This window comes from Candidatus Hydrogenedentota bacterium, assembly GCA_018005585.1.
In the GTDB taxonomy this organism is placed as follows: domain Bacteria; phylum Hydrogenedentota; class Hydrogenedentia; order Hydrogenedentales; family JAGMZX01; genus JAGMZX01.
Map to the genome: position 1 here is coordinate 22,182 of JAGMZX010000003.1, position 16,091 is coordinate 38,272.

The window sequence follows — 16,091 nt, forward strand, 5'->3', positions numbered from 1 at the left end:
GCCATGGAAAGAACTGACATTGCCCGCATGCTGAACAGTCCCAAGCTCCAGAGCGACACCCGCGAGAAACTGCGCGCTCTCGAAGCCCACCTGACCGCGGCGGCGGATACGGAAGTGGCCACCCTCATGGAGACCATGCAGTTGCCGCGCCTGTGTGTCTGGCTCAGTGAGATGGACGAGGCCTTGTTGCCCGATGCGTTGCGCCGTCCCATGTCGCAGCCGGAAAACGTGAAGCGCGCGCCCGGATTGGGAACTCTGGTCTCAGTCCGGCCGACCTGGGCGGACCTCAAGCAGATTCTCGCATGCCGGAGTGTGCAGGCGGTTGAACTGTATGAGACGCTGTGGAAGTTTGAAAGCGATTCCGAGGATAAAGGGAGTTGAGCATGGGAGTCAGGATAGACCCCGCGTTGCGCGAGCGTTTTGCGGCGTTGATGGAAGCGGCCTCCCGGCCGAGCACATCCGCCTTGACGGCGCTTGCGCGGGGGACACGGAGCGTCCGCGGTATCGATGCTGCCAGAGTGGCGCGCTCGTGCCGCGCGCCGGTCGTCTCGGAAACTGATGTGAAGCGCGTCTACGCCCTTGCGCGCGAGGACGTGCCGCGCCCTCTGTGGCCTCTGATTATTGTCGCCTGCAAGAGCGCGGTGCATGTCGAAGGAGCCATCGACGCCCTGACAAGACAAGGATTCGAAATCGACGAGCGCCCGCAAATGCGGCAATACCTGAAACCGCTCGGCATGCTGGCGCTCGTTATGCCGCCGAACGCCGCGCTGTTGGACCAAGCCGCCCGCGTCGAAGCGGTCGAAATACTGGCCGACGGCGATGAGCGCCTGGCCGTGCCGGCCCCGTTGTCCCAGGAGGAGCAGACGCCAGCGGGGCCGTTGCAGGCGCTGGTCATGACCATGCTCGGAGGCGAAGACCTCCCGGACGACCTGAACAAGGTGCGGGACGGCGCGGCGCGTGTGGCCATACTCGATACGGGCATTGATGGCGAACACCCGGCGTTTACCGGGCGGATCGAGAAGCATGTCGACCTCTCGGGGGGTGAATTGGGTCCGGTGGACCCGGTGGGCCACGGCACGCATGTCGGGGGAATCGTGGCGGGACTGCCGCCGGGCGGCCTGTACGCCCTGACCGGCGTCGCACCCTTTGCGCATCTCGTCGATATTCAGGTGTGGGGCCACGAAGGCATCTTGACCGGTACCTTGCTGCAGGGCATCGGCTGTGCCATGCAGGAGCGCGTGGATGTTCTGAATGTCAGCTTGGGCGCGGCCCTGCGCACGGATGGAACGTCGATCATTACACGGGCTATACAGAAGGCCGCCGAAACCGGCCTGATCTGTTGTGTGTCGGCGGGGAATGAGGGCGCTTCGGGGGGAAACACGCTGACCATCCCGGCGGACGCGCGGGACGCAATAGCCGTGGCGGCAATCGGCCTTGACGGCAAATGGGCCCGGTTCAGCAGCCAGGGGCCATCGGACGACCCCGCCGTGACGGGCCCGAAACCGACGGTCGCGACCCCCGGTGTGGGTATTGTCGCGCCCCGCTCGCAGGCAAGCGAACAGGCACCCTTTGACCGCGGCGGGCGCTACGTGAGCATGAGCGGAACCTCGATGGCTTCGCCCATGGCCGCCGGCGTGTGCGCCCTTGGCGTAGGCTATTTGCGCGGAGTATTCGGGGAGGATGCGGATACCGGCGCGATCCTTGCAGCACTGACCGCCACGGCGGGCGACCCGCATAAGGAAGGACCAAACAAGGTCGGCCGGGGCATTCCGCGGGTTCCGGCATTTCTGCGCGTGTTGCGCCATGCCCACCAGGCCCGGTGCACAATCGCGGCGGCTCCCCCACTCCGTCAGACCACCGAGCGGGTTGCGAAGCAACTTGGGGTTGACGGCTTTGCGCAGGCGGACGGCGTAGGGGTAGCGTCGGGCGCCTCACCCGCATCCGGTGGAGTCGTGGACATGAAGATAATTGGACAGGATGAGGGTCGCGCACCGGACGCGGAAGAAGCGCGTGCGCTCTTCAAGCGATATCGTGACATCGAGGCAGCGTACCTGGAGGGCGTGCGCGCCAATGTCGCTCGCTTTGCCGGGCAACTTGCGCAAGAACTTGCGGGCAGGGATAGCGTACGTGCGGGAGGTTCGTTTGCGCTGAACGAACGGCAGCGTCTAATGGACGACGCTTTGTTGCTGCGCCTGGATGAAGGGGCGCGCATGTGTCTGCCGGAGAATGGAGAATGGTGGTGGGTGTTCAACCACAGAGGGCTTCTGCGCACGCAGCCGGCTCTGGTCGTTGGGGTTAAGAGCCTCGCCGGCGCTCAGGCGCTGACGCGGGCGCGTCCCTCGGGCCGGATTTCCGTGGGCGAATACATCGCCCGGTTCTATATGCAGGTGCCGGCGCGGCTTGCACGATTGCAGTTGGAGGGCCGCACCCCGCCGCCAATAGCACTGGCCGTTCTGGCGCCTTCGCCGTGGCGGGGCGAGGAGCACGATGCCGCCTTGGCAGGGCCCGCCGCGGTCGTAGTGGTGACGCACAAGGCGCCGGGCGGGGATGAGAAGAGTCCATGGCAGACCGCGCCGGGCACCTTCAATTGGAATGCGTGGCTCGCCCTGACTCCCGCGACGCTGGAGACACGGCTGGAACATTACCGCGACCGTTTGAAACAGCACCCGGCGTTGCTGGTCGCGGGCGACAGCGAATATGTGTGGAAGCTCGCGCAGGAGTTTGGACTGCCGAAAACGGTGACGCGCGAACTGATCGCGGCGGCGGGGCGTCTGGACGGCCTGTTTGAAATCACGCGGGCCGCGGATGGCGAGGAACGGGTACGCCGCACGCGTTGGGACACGTAACCGCGGCGCGACGACCGGAAAGACAAGAGGCAGGCCGTGACGACGAATAGTGACAGAGAAGAAGAACCGCAACGCAAAACACGGGAGCGGCGCATCATGTTCGCCATCGGGAGACTCATTGGATACATAGGCGAAAAGGCTGGGAGACTGGGCCTGCTGGTGATTCTGTGCATGGTTGCAGTGCAGGGATACATGCTCATCCGGCCTCGCTCCGCGCAGTTGGATTCCGCGCGCGGCAAGGCGGCCGACCGGCTCACAACCCAAGTCGCAGATGTGCTGGCCACGCTACCCGAAATGGACTGGACAGCGCGCTACGTGCGCGTGGCCCGGCTGGCGGGGGACTACGAGGACCACGTGCGCATGCGTTTTGAGCAGATCCTGCCGGTCCGCATGAATTGCCGCATCGTCACGGACACCCTGCTGGACGAACTGCGAGACCAGATCGCGGCGAAAGCGGCGCGACTGGGCGTTTTGTCCGAGCCCCGTGCCGACTCATGGAAATTGCCGTCCGTGCGGACCTTGGAGGAAGCGCTCGCGTTCGGCGAAAGCTATGACTGCGATTTTGTGGTGTACGGGGAAGTGCACGATTTCCGTTCCCTGGGCGACCGCGTCTTTCTAAAGATGGATGTCGCGGTGGCGGACGTGACGCAGGGCGCGTGCGTGTTCCAGCAGGCCGTCGAGGCCGGCGACCCGGCGATCATGGCGGACGTGGGCATGACCGCCCTGCAGGGGGAAAATCAGCGGGCCGGTTTGCGGCTGGGTCTTTGGCTTGCGTTCACGCTGCTGTTGCCGGTGTGCACATGGAAACTCTGGCGTGTGCAACTCGAGCGCGAATCGCGCGCGGTGAACGGCCTGTGCCTGGCCGTGTTGACTATGCTGCCAGGCACGCTGGCATGGGGACTGATGGGATTCAGCGCAGCGACCGTGCTCGAGTGGCTCACGTTGGCGCTGGCGTTCGCGCTGGCCATGTCCTGGAATTTATATATACTGAGTGTGATAGAACGACGGCGCGTGGAGGAACGTTTCGGGGCGTAAACGGGCGGAACGCGCCTTCCGCCCCGGAAGCGCAACGGAGGGAGTGCAATCACCATGAGTTTCTTCGAGCAATTCAAAGGAATGATGCAACGCACCGTCACGGGCATGCGCGTGCAGGACACGCGCAGGCAACTCTTGGAAGCGTTGGACCGGTCGGACAACTGGACCACCCTCGAACGGGAGTTCGTCAGGCTGCGCGAACTCAGCCGCGAGCGCCAGAGCGATTTGATCCACCGCATGGAACCGCTCGAGAAGAAGGCGAAGCACCTTCTGGAAGAGGCCAAGCAGACGCCTCTCAGGCAGAAGCGCGAGGCCCTGTTGAATATGGCCAACAGTTACGCGGAGGAACTCGAGGCACTCGGGAAACCCTCCAGGATTTATCTCAATAACACGACCATGCTTACCAGGCTTATCGCGCAGATCCAAGCCGCGCGCGCCATGGATGAACAGGGCATTGACCCGGACGTGGTCGACGGCCTGAATGCCCAATTGGAGGAGGTGGCGGAACGCTATGGCGAAGTAGGCGAAGCCGTGAGCGACCTGGAGAAAGCCGCACCTCGTTCGGAAGAGACGGGCATGACGGTGGCCGATGTCGAGGCCCGCTTGCAGGGACTCTATGAAGCGCCGGGCGAGACCGGGGCCGCCGCGGGTGAAACGGTGGAAGACAGGCACGGTCTGGATGAACTGGAGCGGCGTTTGTACGGGCAAAGGGACGCTGAATAAACAGCAGAGGAGCGCACGCGATGTCATTGTTTGACGACCTTTTCAAGTCGCCCGCGCGGCGGAAAGCGGAACAAGACCAGAAACGGCGCGCAGCCCTGCGCACGGGCAAGACCGCGTTGCGGCGCGAGGCGCGCGCTATTGAAAAACAGAGGCTCAAGCTCGAGGAGACCCGCCGCGAGGCCGTGAATCTGCAGCGCCAGGGGCAGGGCAGCCTGGTGAAACAAAAGGTGCGGCAGCTTACTTCGGTCCAGAATCAGGTGCTCGCTCGCAGCCTCGCCCACTCGAACATGGAGTTTGCGCTGGAACAGGCTTCCACGAAGACGAACTACGAGGAGTTCCTCCGCGCCATGCGCGTCTACGCCAAGATCGAGGAACTGGCCGAAAACACAACGGACCCCGAAGAAGTGCGGCAACGCATCGAGGAACTCGCGGAAGCCAATGCCGACATCATGGAGCCATGGCTGGAAACCAGCGCCGCCGCGGGTCCGCAAATGGCGCGCGACCTCGAACTTACGCCGGAAGAACAGCAGCTTTACGACAGTATCGTGGCCGATGCCGTAGGCGATATCGAGTCCGAAGTGCATGCGCAGGACTCGGCCGAAATCAGCATGGACAAGGAACTCGAGCGCAAGATGGATGAGGCCCTCGGGAAGGAGTAGCTCCGATGAACTACGATCGGGAACGGCGCCTGGCCGAGCAGAAGGCGAAAGGGGCCCTCGAGGACAAGGACCTGCGCATGGCCGCGTACTACCTGTTCAAGGCCGCCAGGCTCACGCTGCAGCTTGCCGGGCGCACCGAGGGGCGCATCCGCGACAGCCTGAAACGGCTCGCCAAGAAATACGAAGAACGCGGCGACAGACTGCTCCTGAAGGTCAAACAGGACGAGAGCCGGCCCAAGCGCCGCGTGCCCGGCGGCGAGGACGAGGAAGAGAAACGCTGGGCCATCGAACAGCGGCCGACCACACGCCTGGACGATGTCGCGGGCATGGACGATGTCAAGCAACTGCTGCGCACAAAGGTAATCGAAGCACAGCAGTATAGCGGCTTGTATGAACAGTATCGGCTCGAGCACGGGGGCGGCGTGCTGTTGTACGGCCCTCCGGGGACGGGCAAGACCTACTTCGCGGAAGCCGTCGCCGGCGAGCTCGAAGTGCCGTTCTTTCCCGTCAAGCTCGAAAAGGTGCTCAGCAAATGGTTCGGCGAGACCGAGCAACTGCTGGCCCAGCTTTTTGAAGCCGCTCGGCAACATCCCATGTCGGTCATCTTCTTCGACGAACTTGAGGCTATCATGCCACGCCGCGGCTCGACGCATTCCTCCGTCATGGACCGCGTCGTGCCGCAGCTGCTGCAACTCACAAACGGGCTGGAACCATCAAAACATGCCGTAATCCTGCTCGCCGCGACAAACAAGCCCTGGCTGCTCGATTCCGCGGCCACGCGTACCGGACGCTTCGGCACGATGATCTACGTCGGGCCTCCGGATGCGGAAGCGCGACGGTTCCTCTTCAACCGGCAGACCCGCGGCGTGCCCACCGACGGCGTAGACGTCGAACTCCTGGTTCAGCGCACCGACGGGTATTCCGGCGCCGACATCGCCCATCCCCGCGAGGGGCTGTGCGCCGAAGCGCGCCTGCATGCGTTCATGCGCACGGTGCAGAAGATCCGCGATTCCGGCCAGGATGACCTGCCGCCGGAACCGGTTATGATGGAAGATTTCGAGGTTGCCTTCGGCAAGGTGCGGCCTTCTATTGATCCGGCGGAACTGAAGCGGTTTGAGGAGTTCCGCGCCGCGGCAGGCCGGAGATAGTCTACCGGGAAACGCGAGCATGGGGGCGCTACTATCGAGCACACGACAGCGCGTGATAAGACGTTGTTATCGCGAAATACCCTTCTTGCTGTGGGTGCAAGGACGCGGCAGTGTTCAGGATGTTGACTCGGCGCGACTTTGGGCAGGGATGAAAGAAACCGTGACGCCGAAACGACATCTCTTGCAGAGGATAGTGCTGGAACTGGGTTGCGGTGGCCGGCAATGCTCGTGAACCGGCCAGAAGTGGAGGGGCGCCGTCCATGAAACGACGCGCAGTTCTCATCGGCGTGGACAACTACGCGGAGGATTCCGGCGTAGGCCGCCTGAACGCGGCGGTTAAGGACGCCAAACGGATTCGCCATTTCCTGCATCTGGTGCGCGGCCACGCGGAATTTGAAATGGCGGAGCCCTACGGCTTGGTTTGCGACCCCACCAGACAGGAAGCACTCCGCGCCATCGACGCGGCCAGGGACGGCCTGAGCGCGGGCGACTTGCTCTTCGTCTACCTTGCCGGACACGGGGCCACGGATTCCGTCACGCGTCAGATGCTGTTCCTGTGCCGCGACGCACACGGGCGCAGGCTGGCACAGCGGCTGCGCTCCCGCAACGGAGGCGAAGACGCCGCCCGGCACCTTCCCGGCGTAATCAGCCTCGCGGACCTCGAAGGCAGCATCGGCAGCGGCCCTTTCAATTGCGTCCTCATTTGCGATACGTGCCGAGCTGAAATCGAAGACCAGTGGCAATCCCGTTCCCCCGGCATCGAAATGGTCGAGAACGCCGAAACCGGTCAGGCGCCCCGGGTCTTCTTGCCCGCGCGCCCCGGGAATGTATCGGGAACCTTCGTGCGCCTCTTTTCCTGCCGCGAACGACAGTATGCCTACGAGAACTGGAAGGACGGCGGCGGCCTGTATACCTTCTCGCTCTGCATGGCCATGAACGATCGCTGGCGCACCGACCGCTACGTTGCCTTCGATACCGCCCTTTCGCAGAGCGTGACGCGTTACATGCAGGCGATCAGCAAGGGTATGTCGCGTCAATCGCCGGACAAACACGTGACCCCGGACGCTGCGGAATTGGTCCTCTGCGACCGGCGGCATGAGATACGGGTTCGGCAGACAGGGAGCATGGAAACGGCGGTTCTCGACGCCGAGGCAGACCAGGCATGGACAGAACCCGAAGTGAAGGTGTCGATTGGACGCTTCGAGTTCCCGACGCTGCCGAAGGAAGTGCCGGCCGCCACGCGTGACATTCCCGAGCGCATCCGTCAACTCGAACAGCAGGAATACGGCATAGAGGAAGTGGTCGAACAGCTTGAGAACGAAACGCATAAGGCGCTGGTCCCCGCGCTGGAACACATCCAGGACGCCAGGGAGTACTGCGAAGAAATGCGTGAGATGGCCGTCTTGAACCGGCCTGTCGGATGGGACGAGCGCACGTGTACCTCTTATGAGACCGGGGAAGCCCTGGACCACGTAGCCGATCCCGTGGAACTGCTGCAGCGAATCCCTCCGGCTGAACGGGAAGCGGACGTGGCCGACTATTTCACGTGGGTCATCAGGGCGCATCAGGCCAGGAGCGTCCACGAGGAACTGAACCGGCAGTACGAGTCCGAATTGACACGCGAGAAGCGCAGACTCCAGGAACAGTTGAACAGCGTGCGCACTGCCCGCCGCGCCGCGCAGGAAGAAGACCTCGAATGCGTGGTCCGTGAGTTTCTGGAAAACGCCGGGCAGGTGGACCAATTCCCTCTGCCCCAATGGAACGAGCAGTTCCGCCTCCTCCGGGAACGCCGCTACGACTGGAGCTATGAGGAGTGTCTGGACCGTGCTCTCTACGTCTTCCATAGACAGAAATACGCGCGGTTGCATGCCTCCTTCTCCGCCCCGGATGAGCGCTTGCCTTTCCTCGAGACTTGCGCCAGGCACGGTGTCGTCGAGGCACAGAAGGAACTGGCTGGTGAACTGGAATGGCGCGTGCGCGAAGCCGAAGCCTTTCACTGGATGGAGCAGGCGGCGGAAACCGGCGACGCGGAAGCTCTCAATGTCCTCGGCATCTGGCACGAACAGGGCAAGGGTGTCGCGCAAAACCCTATGGCCGCGGTGCAATGTTATCAACGGGCAGCGGACAAGGAATACCCGCAGGCCCAGTACCGCCTATATCAGATACTGCGCTGGGGTCATTTCAGCCAGCCGGCCAATCCCGTGGAAGCGCGGCGTCTGCTTGAGGCCGCGGCCGCGAAAGGGCACGTTCCCGCGATGCGCGAATTGGCGGCGTGTCTGCGCCGCGAAGGGCAGTACGGCCCCGCCGTCACGATCTTGCGCCGGCTGCGCCAGTCGGCCAAAGCCGAAGGCCGCATGGCCCTGGTTCCGTGGAGTATGGAACTGCGCCTGCGCCTGCTGATGATAGGACAAGCCTTGAATGGCCGCCTTTCGCGTGCCATGCCGCGCAGGCAGCCGCCGTCCGGAATGTAGTCTCTGGTTGACACGTCGTGCTTTATGGGAGTTGCAGCGATATGAACGTAAAACAATTCTACGACGAGCTACGCGAGCAGGGGCTGAGCGCCGAACTGCGCGATTTCGAACGTGCGGTCGCGCAGGCCATGAACCTGAAAGTCCGCCCCGATGATTCGCTGGAGGTGCCCGGAAATGTCCAGCAGGAAGTCCGCGGCGTCTTCGGCATGCCGACAGCCAACGTGAACTACTCTCAAGAAGACGATGAGGAGCCGCGAACGTTTCAGGCTGCCCGCGCATCCGCAACACCCGAATGGCGCCGTTCTCCGTCGGGGCCGCAACTGCCCGGACCCGAGGACGAGACAGATCGGCGGAGACTCGAGATAAAGAGCTGGGAACAGATACTCAAGGAGACGCGGCGGCGGCGGAATGAGTCCTATATCGGCGTGCTGGGCATGCGCAATTCCGGCAAATCGGCGTATTTCTACGTTGTCGGCAACGAACTCATCTCCGAGGTGCGCATCGGCGAATGGGAATGCGGACTCACAAGCACCGAATACGGCATGTTCCTGAATGAGGTTCACAAGCGCATGCCGCGATGGGAGAAAACGCGGCTGGACGAGAGCGTGGATTTCCCGCTCTTCGCGCTTTCGAGGGGCTCGTCTCTCTTGTCATTATTGCCACGCGGCGACCGCATCCTGCGCAAATCGGTGTATTTCGATTCCTTCGACTGTTCCGGCGAAATGTGGCGTATCGCTTTTTCGCCGGGCGCCGAGGTGGACATTCACGTTCAACGCGAGGCCGACGTCGTGAACAAGGTCCGGGAAAAGGCCGCGCTGTGCTCCGGCTTTGTCGTGCTCGTGGACGCTGAACTGGCTCGTCAAGGCAAGGAACAGGAACAGTTGAAACATGACGAGCAACTCGTCTGGAACTACGTGTTCAGCCGCCTGGCTTGGCTGGATAGCAATGGAGACCGGGCCGGCACGCATATCGGTCGCCCCGTGGCGGTCGCCTTGAACAAGGCCGACCTCTTCGCGGACGCGTTCCAGGTGCGCCTGGATTCCACCGGAAACCGGCATTCCGGGGAAGATTCGCCCCGTTTGCGGTCCCTCCGGGATATTCTCTTCGACCTGACGGGCACGAACCCGGACGCACAAGCCGAAGCGAGAGAAACGCTGGCAAATGCTCAGATTCGCCGGCAGTTGTCCGAGCAGTCGGAAGTCTTCATCCAGCGCCATTTCCCCCAGCTCTACGACCAGATCGACAAGCGCTGCGACAACAAACACTACTCTCTCATGAGTTGCTGGGGTCGCGATGTCGAGAAGGTCTACAACGGCGAAGGCATGCACATCGGGACCAACATCCTGTCTCCGCACCGCTCTTTCGGAATAGAGGAGCCGCTGCTCTGGATTGTGAGAGCGATACAAAAGCGGCGTCATACCGAGGACATAGGCAAAAGGACGAGGCGGTTCGTCGCCGCGGTGGTGGCCTTGGCAGTCCTTTTCGCCGGAGCGCTGCTTACCACGTCGTGGGCTGCGGGCAAGGCCGCGGAAAATGACCGCCCGGAAATCGGGGAGGTGTTGTTGTCCGCTTCCGAATACAACCCGATTTCCCGCGGCCTCAATTGGTTCAACGGCCAGCCGGACCATGCCCTCTATCTGAACGCGCAGAGCACGATCGCGGAGGCCTATTTCGCCCGCCACCGGGGCCATGGCGAAAGCGGTGACTGGGCCTCCGCCGAGCGCGACGTCCGCGAGGCGCTGCGCGTCATAGGTGAAGTCCCGGACAGGCAGGAGCACGTGGAACGCTACGGGTCCGCGCTGGTGGCGTGCCTCCTGGGCCTGGCCCGGCAGGCGGCGGAAGGCGGAGACGCGGAAACGCGGTTTGCGCGCTTAAGCACGGCCGTACAGGACGCGCGCGCTTGCGCTGTTTCGCCCGATGAAGCCCTGGACGAAATGCGCGGCGCGTTGGTCGAGCGCTACACGGAAGGGTTGCTCGACCGGGAAGCGGATAGTCCGCACGCGGCCTTTTTCACGGGCCGTGAACGCCTGCGCAACGTGGACGCCGGGACCTCCCAGGAACGCGCCTTCGAGACGGCCTGCGCGAGCGCGTTTTGCGGCAAGTTCGACGAACTGTGCATCGCCGGTGATTGCTCCAACGCCAGCTATCTTACCTCGCACATGGACACGTCGCCGTTCGGCACGGCGTTGACCGCGGAACGGCGCCAAGCCATGTACGAGGCGCTCGTGCGAGCGTTTGAGAAACAGGGCGAGTCGGCGCGGACTTCGGGCCTGCTGGCGGACAGCGAGAAAGCTTTTGACCAAGGTGTTCGTGCCGCGCGCGAATACGACGTGGACCCAGCATCGGCGTTGCGGGGCCTCGCGGAGTCGTACATGCTCGAGTTGCGCCTGTTGATTGAGACGCAGGGTGTGCCGGCCGCCGACGAGCGCATGAACACGGCAAAGGCGCATCTCGCCGAATTGCAGGCCTCTGACGATGTGCAGTCCCATTTCCTGGGCCAGTGGTCGTGCGCGAAGGCGTGCGGCTTGCTCCGCCAGCAGGCCTGCACGGAGGCCGTCGAGAGCTTCCGCATGGCGGCCACCCTGCTCCCACTCGACGTGGTGGCCGCTGACGCCGTGCCCGGCCTGATTGCTGCCGCGCAGGCGGTCACGGATGTCAAGCAGTACGATACGCGCGACTTCCTGCTGCGCTCCGCGACCGAATTCGCGGGACCGGCCGACGCCGAGCGCATTGCGGACCTGCGCGTCTCGGGCCTGATTGAGCAAAGCGAGTATCAACTGCGCGCCGGCGACCCCAAAAAGGCCACCGGCTATCTTAACACCGCCCTCGAACTTCGGTCCGGCGACGCGCGTGCGCAGGCGTTGCTGGAGCATGCGTCCAGGGCCGGCGGCATGGTTTTCATTGCCGCGGGCGGCACCGGTTTCTACCTGGACCGCACCGAAGTCAGCAATGAGGCGTATCAACGGTTTCTCAAGCATGCCCCGGAAGGCGTGCTGAACCCCGTCGGCTGTGCCGCGGGTGACTACGAAATCTTCAGCAGGGAAACGACGGCGCCTGTCGTGTTCGTCTCGTGCGCGGAAGCGCAAGCCTACGCCCGCTACATGGGCAAGCGGCTACCCACCGCGGCAGAGTGGGAGGCGGCGTGGGGAACCAGGACTTACCCTTGGGGCAATACCTTCCCCGAGAGCGGAGTCAACACACGCGAAAGCGTTTTGGGTGCCGCCGCGCCGCCCGATTCCAGTCAATGCCGTGCCGACGTCTCGAGTCAGGGCGTCCGCAACCTCGCGGGCAACGTGGCGGAATGGACCTCCACCGTGTCCGGCGGCGGATATGTGGTCAAGGGCGGGACATGGCTCGACGGCGAGCAATTCGCCCGGAGGGACCACCGTATGGAGAAAGACGCGAACGCGCGCGAGCGCAGTATCGGCTTCCGTTGTGCGCTGGATGCCGTTCCTTGACATAATACCCTCAGCGTTAACCGGGGAACTTTCCATGAACACACGATTCTCCCAGATTGCGTTGCTTGCGGCGCCCGTCTTCGCCCTGCTCCTGGCGGGATGCGTTTCGACGACCTCCCACATGCCACCGCCTGCGCCAACGGCCAGGGAAGTGCTGGACCACGTAGAGAGCGTTCCAGCTTTGACCATGACCACGGAACCACGGGCCGGCGCCCCTATCGCAACGGTCCGGGTACGGAGCACAGAGACCCATTTCTTCGTGATAGAGGACGCCGGGCGCAACCGGACGCCATCGAGGACCGAAACCCAGGAAACGGTCGCCGGCGGCGTGGTGGTCCAGGCGGAAATGCACTACTCCGGCGCCGTCCGGCGGATCGATGCCGTCACGTCGGCCGACGGCACTTGGACCGTGGACCTGACGCCGTTCATCCGCGCCGCCTACGAGGACGTGCGCAACGAACGGCTTCGCGTGGTCTTCTTACTGCCCGACAGCGGCACGGAACTGGTCTATGACATTCCGCAGGACACCCTGGGCCACCTGTACCGGGCGCTCTAAGCCGCGCCGCGGGAGAATGACAGCATGGATGAAGTGATTTTTGACCAGTGCATGCGCGGCCTGGACCCGGACGGCGCGGACAGGTTTCTGGGGTTCTCCGACGGCATCGGCAGCAAGGAGAAATCCATCATCGACCGGCACATGGTGCTCGCATCCTCGAACACGATGTACGACGGCAGCTTGACCGTGTTCCCCTTGCCTCGAGAACGCGTCGGCATCATGCGTACCTTCCGCACGTCCGACGGCTCGAGGCCCTGGCCCTTCAATCACGCCCTTATTACCAGCAGGGACAACTACGAAGGTCTCCGCGCGAATCCTTTCCTGCTCGTTCGTTTGGGCAACGTGTTTCGAGTGGATTCCGCCGCGGAACGAAAGTTGAGTCAAATCCGGATTCCCCTCGAGACCCTGGTCTCGCAGAGTCAGGCAACCGACCCGCCCGACGCGACCCTCTCCGAAATCGAAACCATCACCAGAGAATTCAACGCCCTGTCCGACGAAGTGCTCGAGGCGTTCTTGAACGGCCTATTGGCATCAAGTTGCGAAAGCGTAAAAGGGCCGCGCCGAATGCTTGTCTTCACGCGCGAGCGCACGGACATGCTGGCGGAAGCCCTGCTGCTCACCGTGCCTCTCTACGTCCGGTCCCGGTTGTCCTTCACGACATGCCTGACGGAATTCGAGGAGAAATCGGAATGCCGCGTGCGTGAAGGCCTCACCGAGTATCCCGAGGAGGAGCCCTCGGCCTATGAGGTCAAGTGGTGCTTTGTGCCATTGTCCGAACTGGACCGGCGCGCTGCCTTCATCGAAGGCCGCCGCGGCGTTTCGTATATAGAATGGAAGCCCCCGCTACTCACGGGCGAAGGATTCCCCAAGCACCCCTACGCGGAGCGTTTCGTGGAGCTGCGCCGCGATCAAAGTGCGCTCGCGGATTTTCTGGCCAGCGCGAACGAGGCAGGACTCAAGAACTCATTAAAATCCTTCGTTGAGGGCCACCGCCTCGTGGCGGACCTCAAGCACCTGGACAACAAGGCATTCCAGAAACGCGCTCGCGCGATTGACAAGGCTTCCCCGTATCATGACTCGAATGTTCTGGACCAGTATGCCAAGCGGATCATCGTCGAGTTGTGCGACGTCATCAGGACTGGCGACGACCCCAAGTGGCTCGCGGCGTTCCTGAACGACTATGTCAATTTGTCCCAGACCTATGCGCGTTATCTCGCCCAGCATGTCGGCGCGCCCGAAGTGACGAGAGAGCAATGCCCCTTTGCCGTGAATCGTCTGCTCAGGCTGGTCAAGAACGCGCGCGCCACGGAATACCCCGTGCCGGCGTTTGTGAAACTAGTGCGCAGCATCTTCACGCACATACAGCCGAACAAGCCGCTCTACGAGGCTTTTCTCGCGCAGCTGCAGCCGTACGCCAGGCAGCGGATCCACCTGCTTCTGCACCAGCGCGAGCATTCCGAAGACGACCTGAACGAGTTTGAAGTGTACCGCGACTATTATCCAGACACCGTCAGCCGCGACGACGGGCTGCTCGTTTTTCTCAATGAGGTATTCACGTCTCCCAATCCCGTGGCCTTTGAAAAGGCCCAGGGATACGCGGAGTTCCTGGACCTGCGATATGGCGAGCGCCACGAGGCAATCTGTAACGACCAGGGGCTCACCACGGCGCTTCGCGAGGAACATCTGCGCCGGCTTCGCGAGGATTTCTATTCCGTCTATGACAGGATTCTGCGGGCACTCTTGCGCGAAGGAAAGCACCCGCCGCTGTGCGCGCACCTGATGGCCAGATGCGTGTCCCTCCTGACGCACTCGCGCAAGGAACGGGCAAGAGACTTCATTTTCGAATGCGCCAACTCCTGGCCCTCCCAAGTCACGGACGTCGTTATCAAGACCATCGTCACCGAGACCATCGCGCGCTGGGAGAAGAAAGAGGTGTGCGAACTGCTCTCGATGCTCATCGACCTCATCAGGCTCGAACGCGTGCCGGAGAGCATTGTTTCGGCCTTGTGCAATCTCCCGGAACAGCACGGCCTCGCCGGATACAAGGTTTTCACGTCTCTGTGCCGTCACTTGGACCCCGTCCCCGTTTCTTTCCAGGATTCCCGTGTCTTGGAACACTTCGGCGGACTGGCAGTCAGGTACTATGATTTGCCCGGAGACGCCGAATCGCGCACGCAGAGCCTGATTGTCGGTGGGAGGACCCTGCAGGATACGAGTCAGCGCATGTATCAGGCCTATCTCTCCGCGCTGGACCGGGGCGATTTGGCGCAACGGGATGCGGCCCGGAACCTTCGCTACGCAGCCAAGGGCAAGAAAGGAAAGACGTATGGCATTTCGTCGGCGGAAGAAGCACCGCCGGGCCAACACATACGCGTGGAGTTCGCACCGCAGTGGAAGCCCCTGCCAGCCGAACCCTCGCAGAAGAGCCACGGGCCGAGGCTGAGTTGGACTGACCAGATGGAGGAAGTCATCTGGCGGGCCCTGCCCTGGATCGTTACCTTCATAATGGGTTTCCTGTCGGGTTTTGTCGCGAACACCTTGCTGTCGAGCGGTATCCGATGAATTCCCGCGAGATCGTAACACGCACGCTTCATTTCGCCGGTCCCGCGCGCCTGGCCCGGTCATTTGCCGGCAGCGATATTTCGACCGTCTCCTATGACGTGGAAACGCCCGCGACCGAATGGGCGGAGACCGGCGGCGGGCGTTGGGAACGCATTGATGAATGGGGCAACCTTTGGGCGCGCGTGGACGGGTCATCCAAGGGCGAGGTTGCGCGCGGCGCGTTGGATACTCTCGAGAACGTGGATGCGTATCGCTTTCCTGACTTTTCGCAACCGGAATCCTATGATGCCGTACGGGCGGCGCGCGCCGCACAGCCGGACAAATACCTCCTCGGCACGCTGCCGGGTTTTGCGTTCAACATCGCCCGGAAACTGCGCCGTATTGACCTGTATCTCACGGATTTGTTGACTGACCCGGAACGCATCGCACGGCTCAATGACCGCATTGACGGGTTGATCAAGAACATGATGCGCAATTATGCCGCCGCGGGCGCGGACGGCGTCTTTTTTCCCGAGGATTGGGGAACGCAGACGGCGCTTTTCATCGACCCGAGTCTCTGGCATGCGGAGTTTGCGCCGCGCTTTGAAATATTATGCAGCTATGCGCACGGATTGGGCCTGAGCGTCTGGATGC

The 16,091-nt window shown here is 62.8% G+C and carries 11 protein-coding genes; all 11 read left to right on the forward strand.

The genetic code is table 11. The annotated features are described in order from the left end of the window. Positions 1-3: 3 nt before the first annotated feature. Complete coding sequence (locus KA184_00805) at positions 4-381, forward strand: hypothetical protein (protein ID MBP8128089.1); 378 nt, start codon at positions 4-6, stop codon at positions 379-381. A gap of 2 nt (positions 382-383) precedes the next feature. Continuing rightward, positions 384-2,846: a S8 family serine peptidase gene (locus KA184_00810; GenBank protein ID MBP8128090.1), complete on the forward strand. Its 2,463-nt coding sequence runs from the start codon at positions 384-386 to the stop codon at positions 2,844-2,846. Between the two features lie 36 nt (positions 2,847-2,882). Next, positions 2,883-3,881, forward strand: coding sequence for a hypothetical protein (locus KA184_00815; protein ID MBP8128091.1), 999 nt, complete (start codon positions 2,883-2,885; stop codon positions 3,879-3,881). A gap of 54 nt (positions 3,882-3,935) precedes the next feature. After that, positions 3,936-4,604, forward strand: coding sequence for a hypothetical protein (locus KA184_00820; protein ID MBP8128092.1), 669 nt, complete (start codon positions 3,936-3,938; stop codon positions 4,602-4,604). 20 nt (positions 4,605-4,624) lie between these two features. Next, positions 4,625-5,263, forward strand: coding sequence for a hypothetical protein (locus KA184_00825; protein ID MBP8128093.1), 639 nt, complete (start codon positions 4,625-4,627; stop codon positions 5,261-5,263). Between the two features lie 5 nt (positions 5,264-5,268). Beyond that, on the forward strand, positions 5,269-6,411 hold the full coding sequence (locus KA184_00830; GenBank protein ID MBP8128094.1) for an ATP-binding protein: 1,143 nt from the start codon (positions 5,269-5,271) through the stop codon (positions 6,409-6,411). Between the two features lie 260 nt (positions 6,412-6,671). Then, positions 6,672-8,882: a caspase family protein gene (locus KA184_00835; GenBank protein ID MBP8128095.1), complete on the forward strand. Its 2,211-nt coding sequence runs from the start codon at positions 6,672-6,674 to the stop codon at positions 8,880-8,882. A 41-nt stretch (positions 8,883-8,923) separates the two neighbouring features. Further along, complete coding sequence (locus KA184_00840) at positions 8,924-12,340, forward strand: SUMF1/EgtB/PvdO family nonheme iron enzyme (GenBank protein ID MBP8128096.1); 3,417 nt, start codon at positions 8,924-8,926, stop codon at positions 12,338-12,340. 34 nt (positions 12,341-12,374) lie between these two features. After that, positions 12,375-12,896, forward strand: coding sequence for a hypothetical protein (locus KA184_00845; GenBank protein ID MBP8128097.1), 522 nt, complete (start codon positions 12,375-12,377; stop codon positions 12,894-12,896). Positions 12,897-12,920: 24 nt separating this feature from the next. Further along, complete coding sequence (locus KA184_00850; GenBank protein ID MBP8128098.1) at positions 12,921-15,458, forward strand: hypothetical protein; 2,538 nt, start codon at positions 12,921-12,923, stop codon at positions 15,456-15,458. Beyond that, on the forward strand, positions 15,455-16,091 hold a 637-nt coding region (locus KA184_00855; GenBank protein MBP8128099.1), incomplete at its 3' end, for a hypothetical protein. The genes KA184_00850 and KA184_00855, both read left to right, overlap by 4 nt.

What these genes read in the sequence shown, in the direction of transcription:
- KA184_00805 (MBP8128089.1), top strand. Translation starts at nt 4, where the DNA reads ATGGAAAGAACTGACATTGCCCGCATGCTGAACAGTCCCAAGCTCCAG.
- KA184_00810 (MBP8128090.1), top strand. Translation starts at nt 384, where the DNA reads ATGGGAGTCAGGATAGACCCCGCGTTGCGCGAGCGTTTTGCGGCGTTG.
- KA184_00820 (MBP8128092.1), top strand. Translation starts at nt 3,936, where the DNA reads ATGAGTTTCTTCGAGCAATTCAAAGGAATGATGCAACGCACCGTCACG.
- KA184_00825 (MBP8128093.1), top strand. Translation starts at nt 4,625, where the DNA reads ATGTCATTGTTTGACGACCTTTTCAAGTCGCCCGCGCGGCGGAAAGCG.
- KA184_00830 (MBP8128094.1), top strand. Translation starts at nt 5,269, where the DNA reads ATGAACTACGATCGGGAACGGCGCCTGGCCGAGCAGAAGGCGAAAGGG.
- KA184_00835 (MBP8128095.1), top strand. Translation starts at nt 6,672, where the DNA reads ATGAAACGACGCGCAGTTCTCATCGGCGTGGACAACTACGCGGAGGAT.
- KA184_00840 (MBP8128096.1), top strand. Translation starts at nt 8,924, where the DNA reads ATGAACGTAAAACAATTCTACGACGAGCTACGCGAGCAGGGGCTGAGC.
- KA184_00845 (MBP8128097.1), top strand. Translation starts at nt 12,375, where the DNA reads ATGAACACACGATTCTCCCAGATTGCGTTGCTTGCGGCGCCCGTCTTC.
- KA184_00850 (MBP8128098.1), top strand. Translation starts at nt 12,921, where the DNA reads ATGGATGAAGTGATTTTTGACCAGTGCATGCGCGGCCTGGACCCGGAC.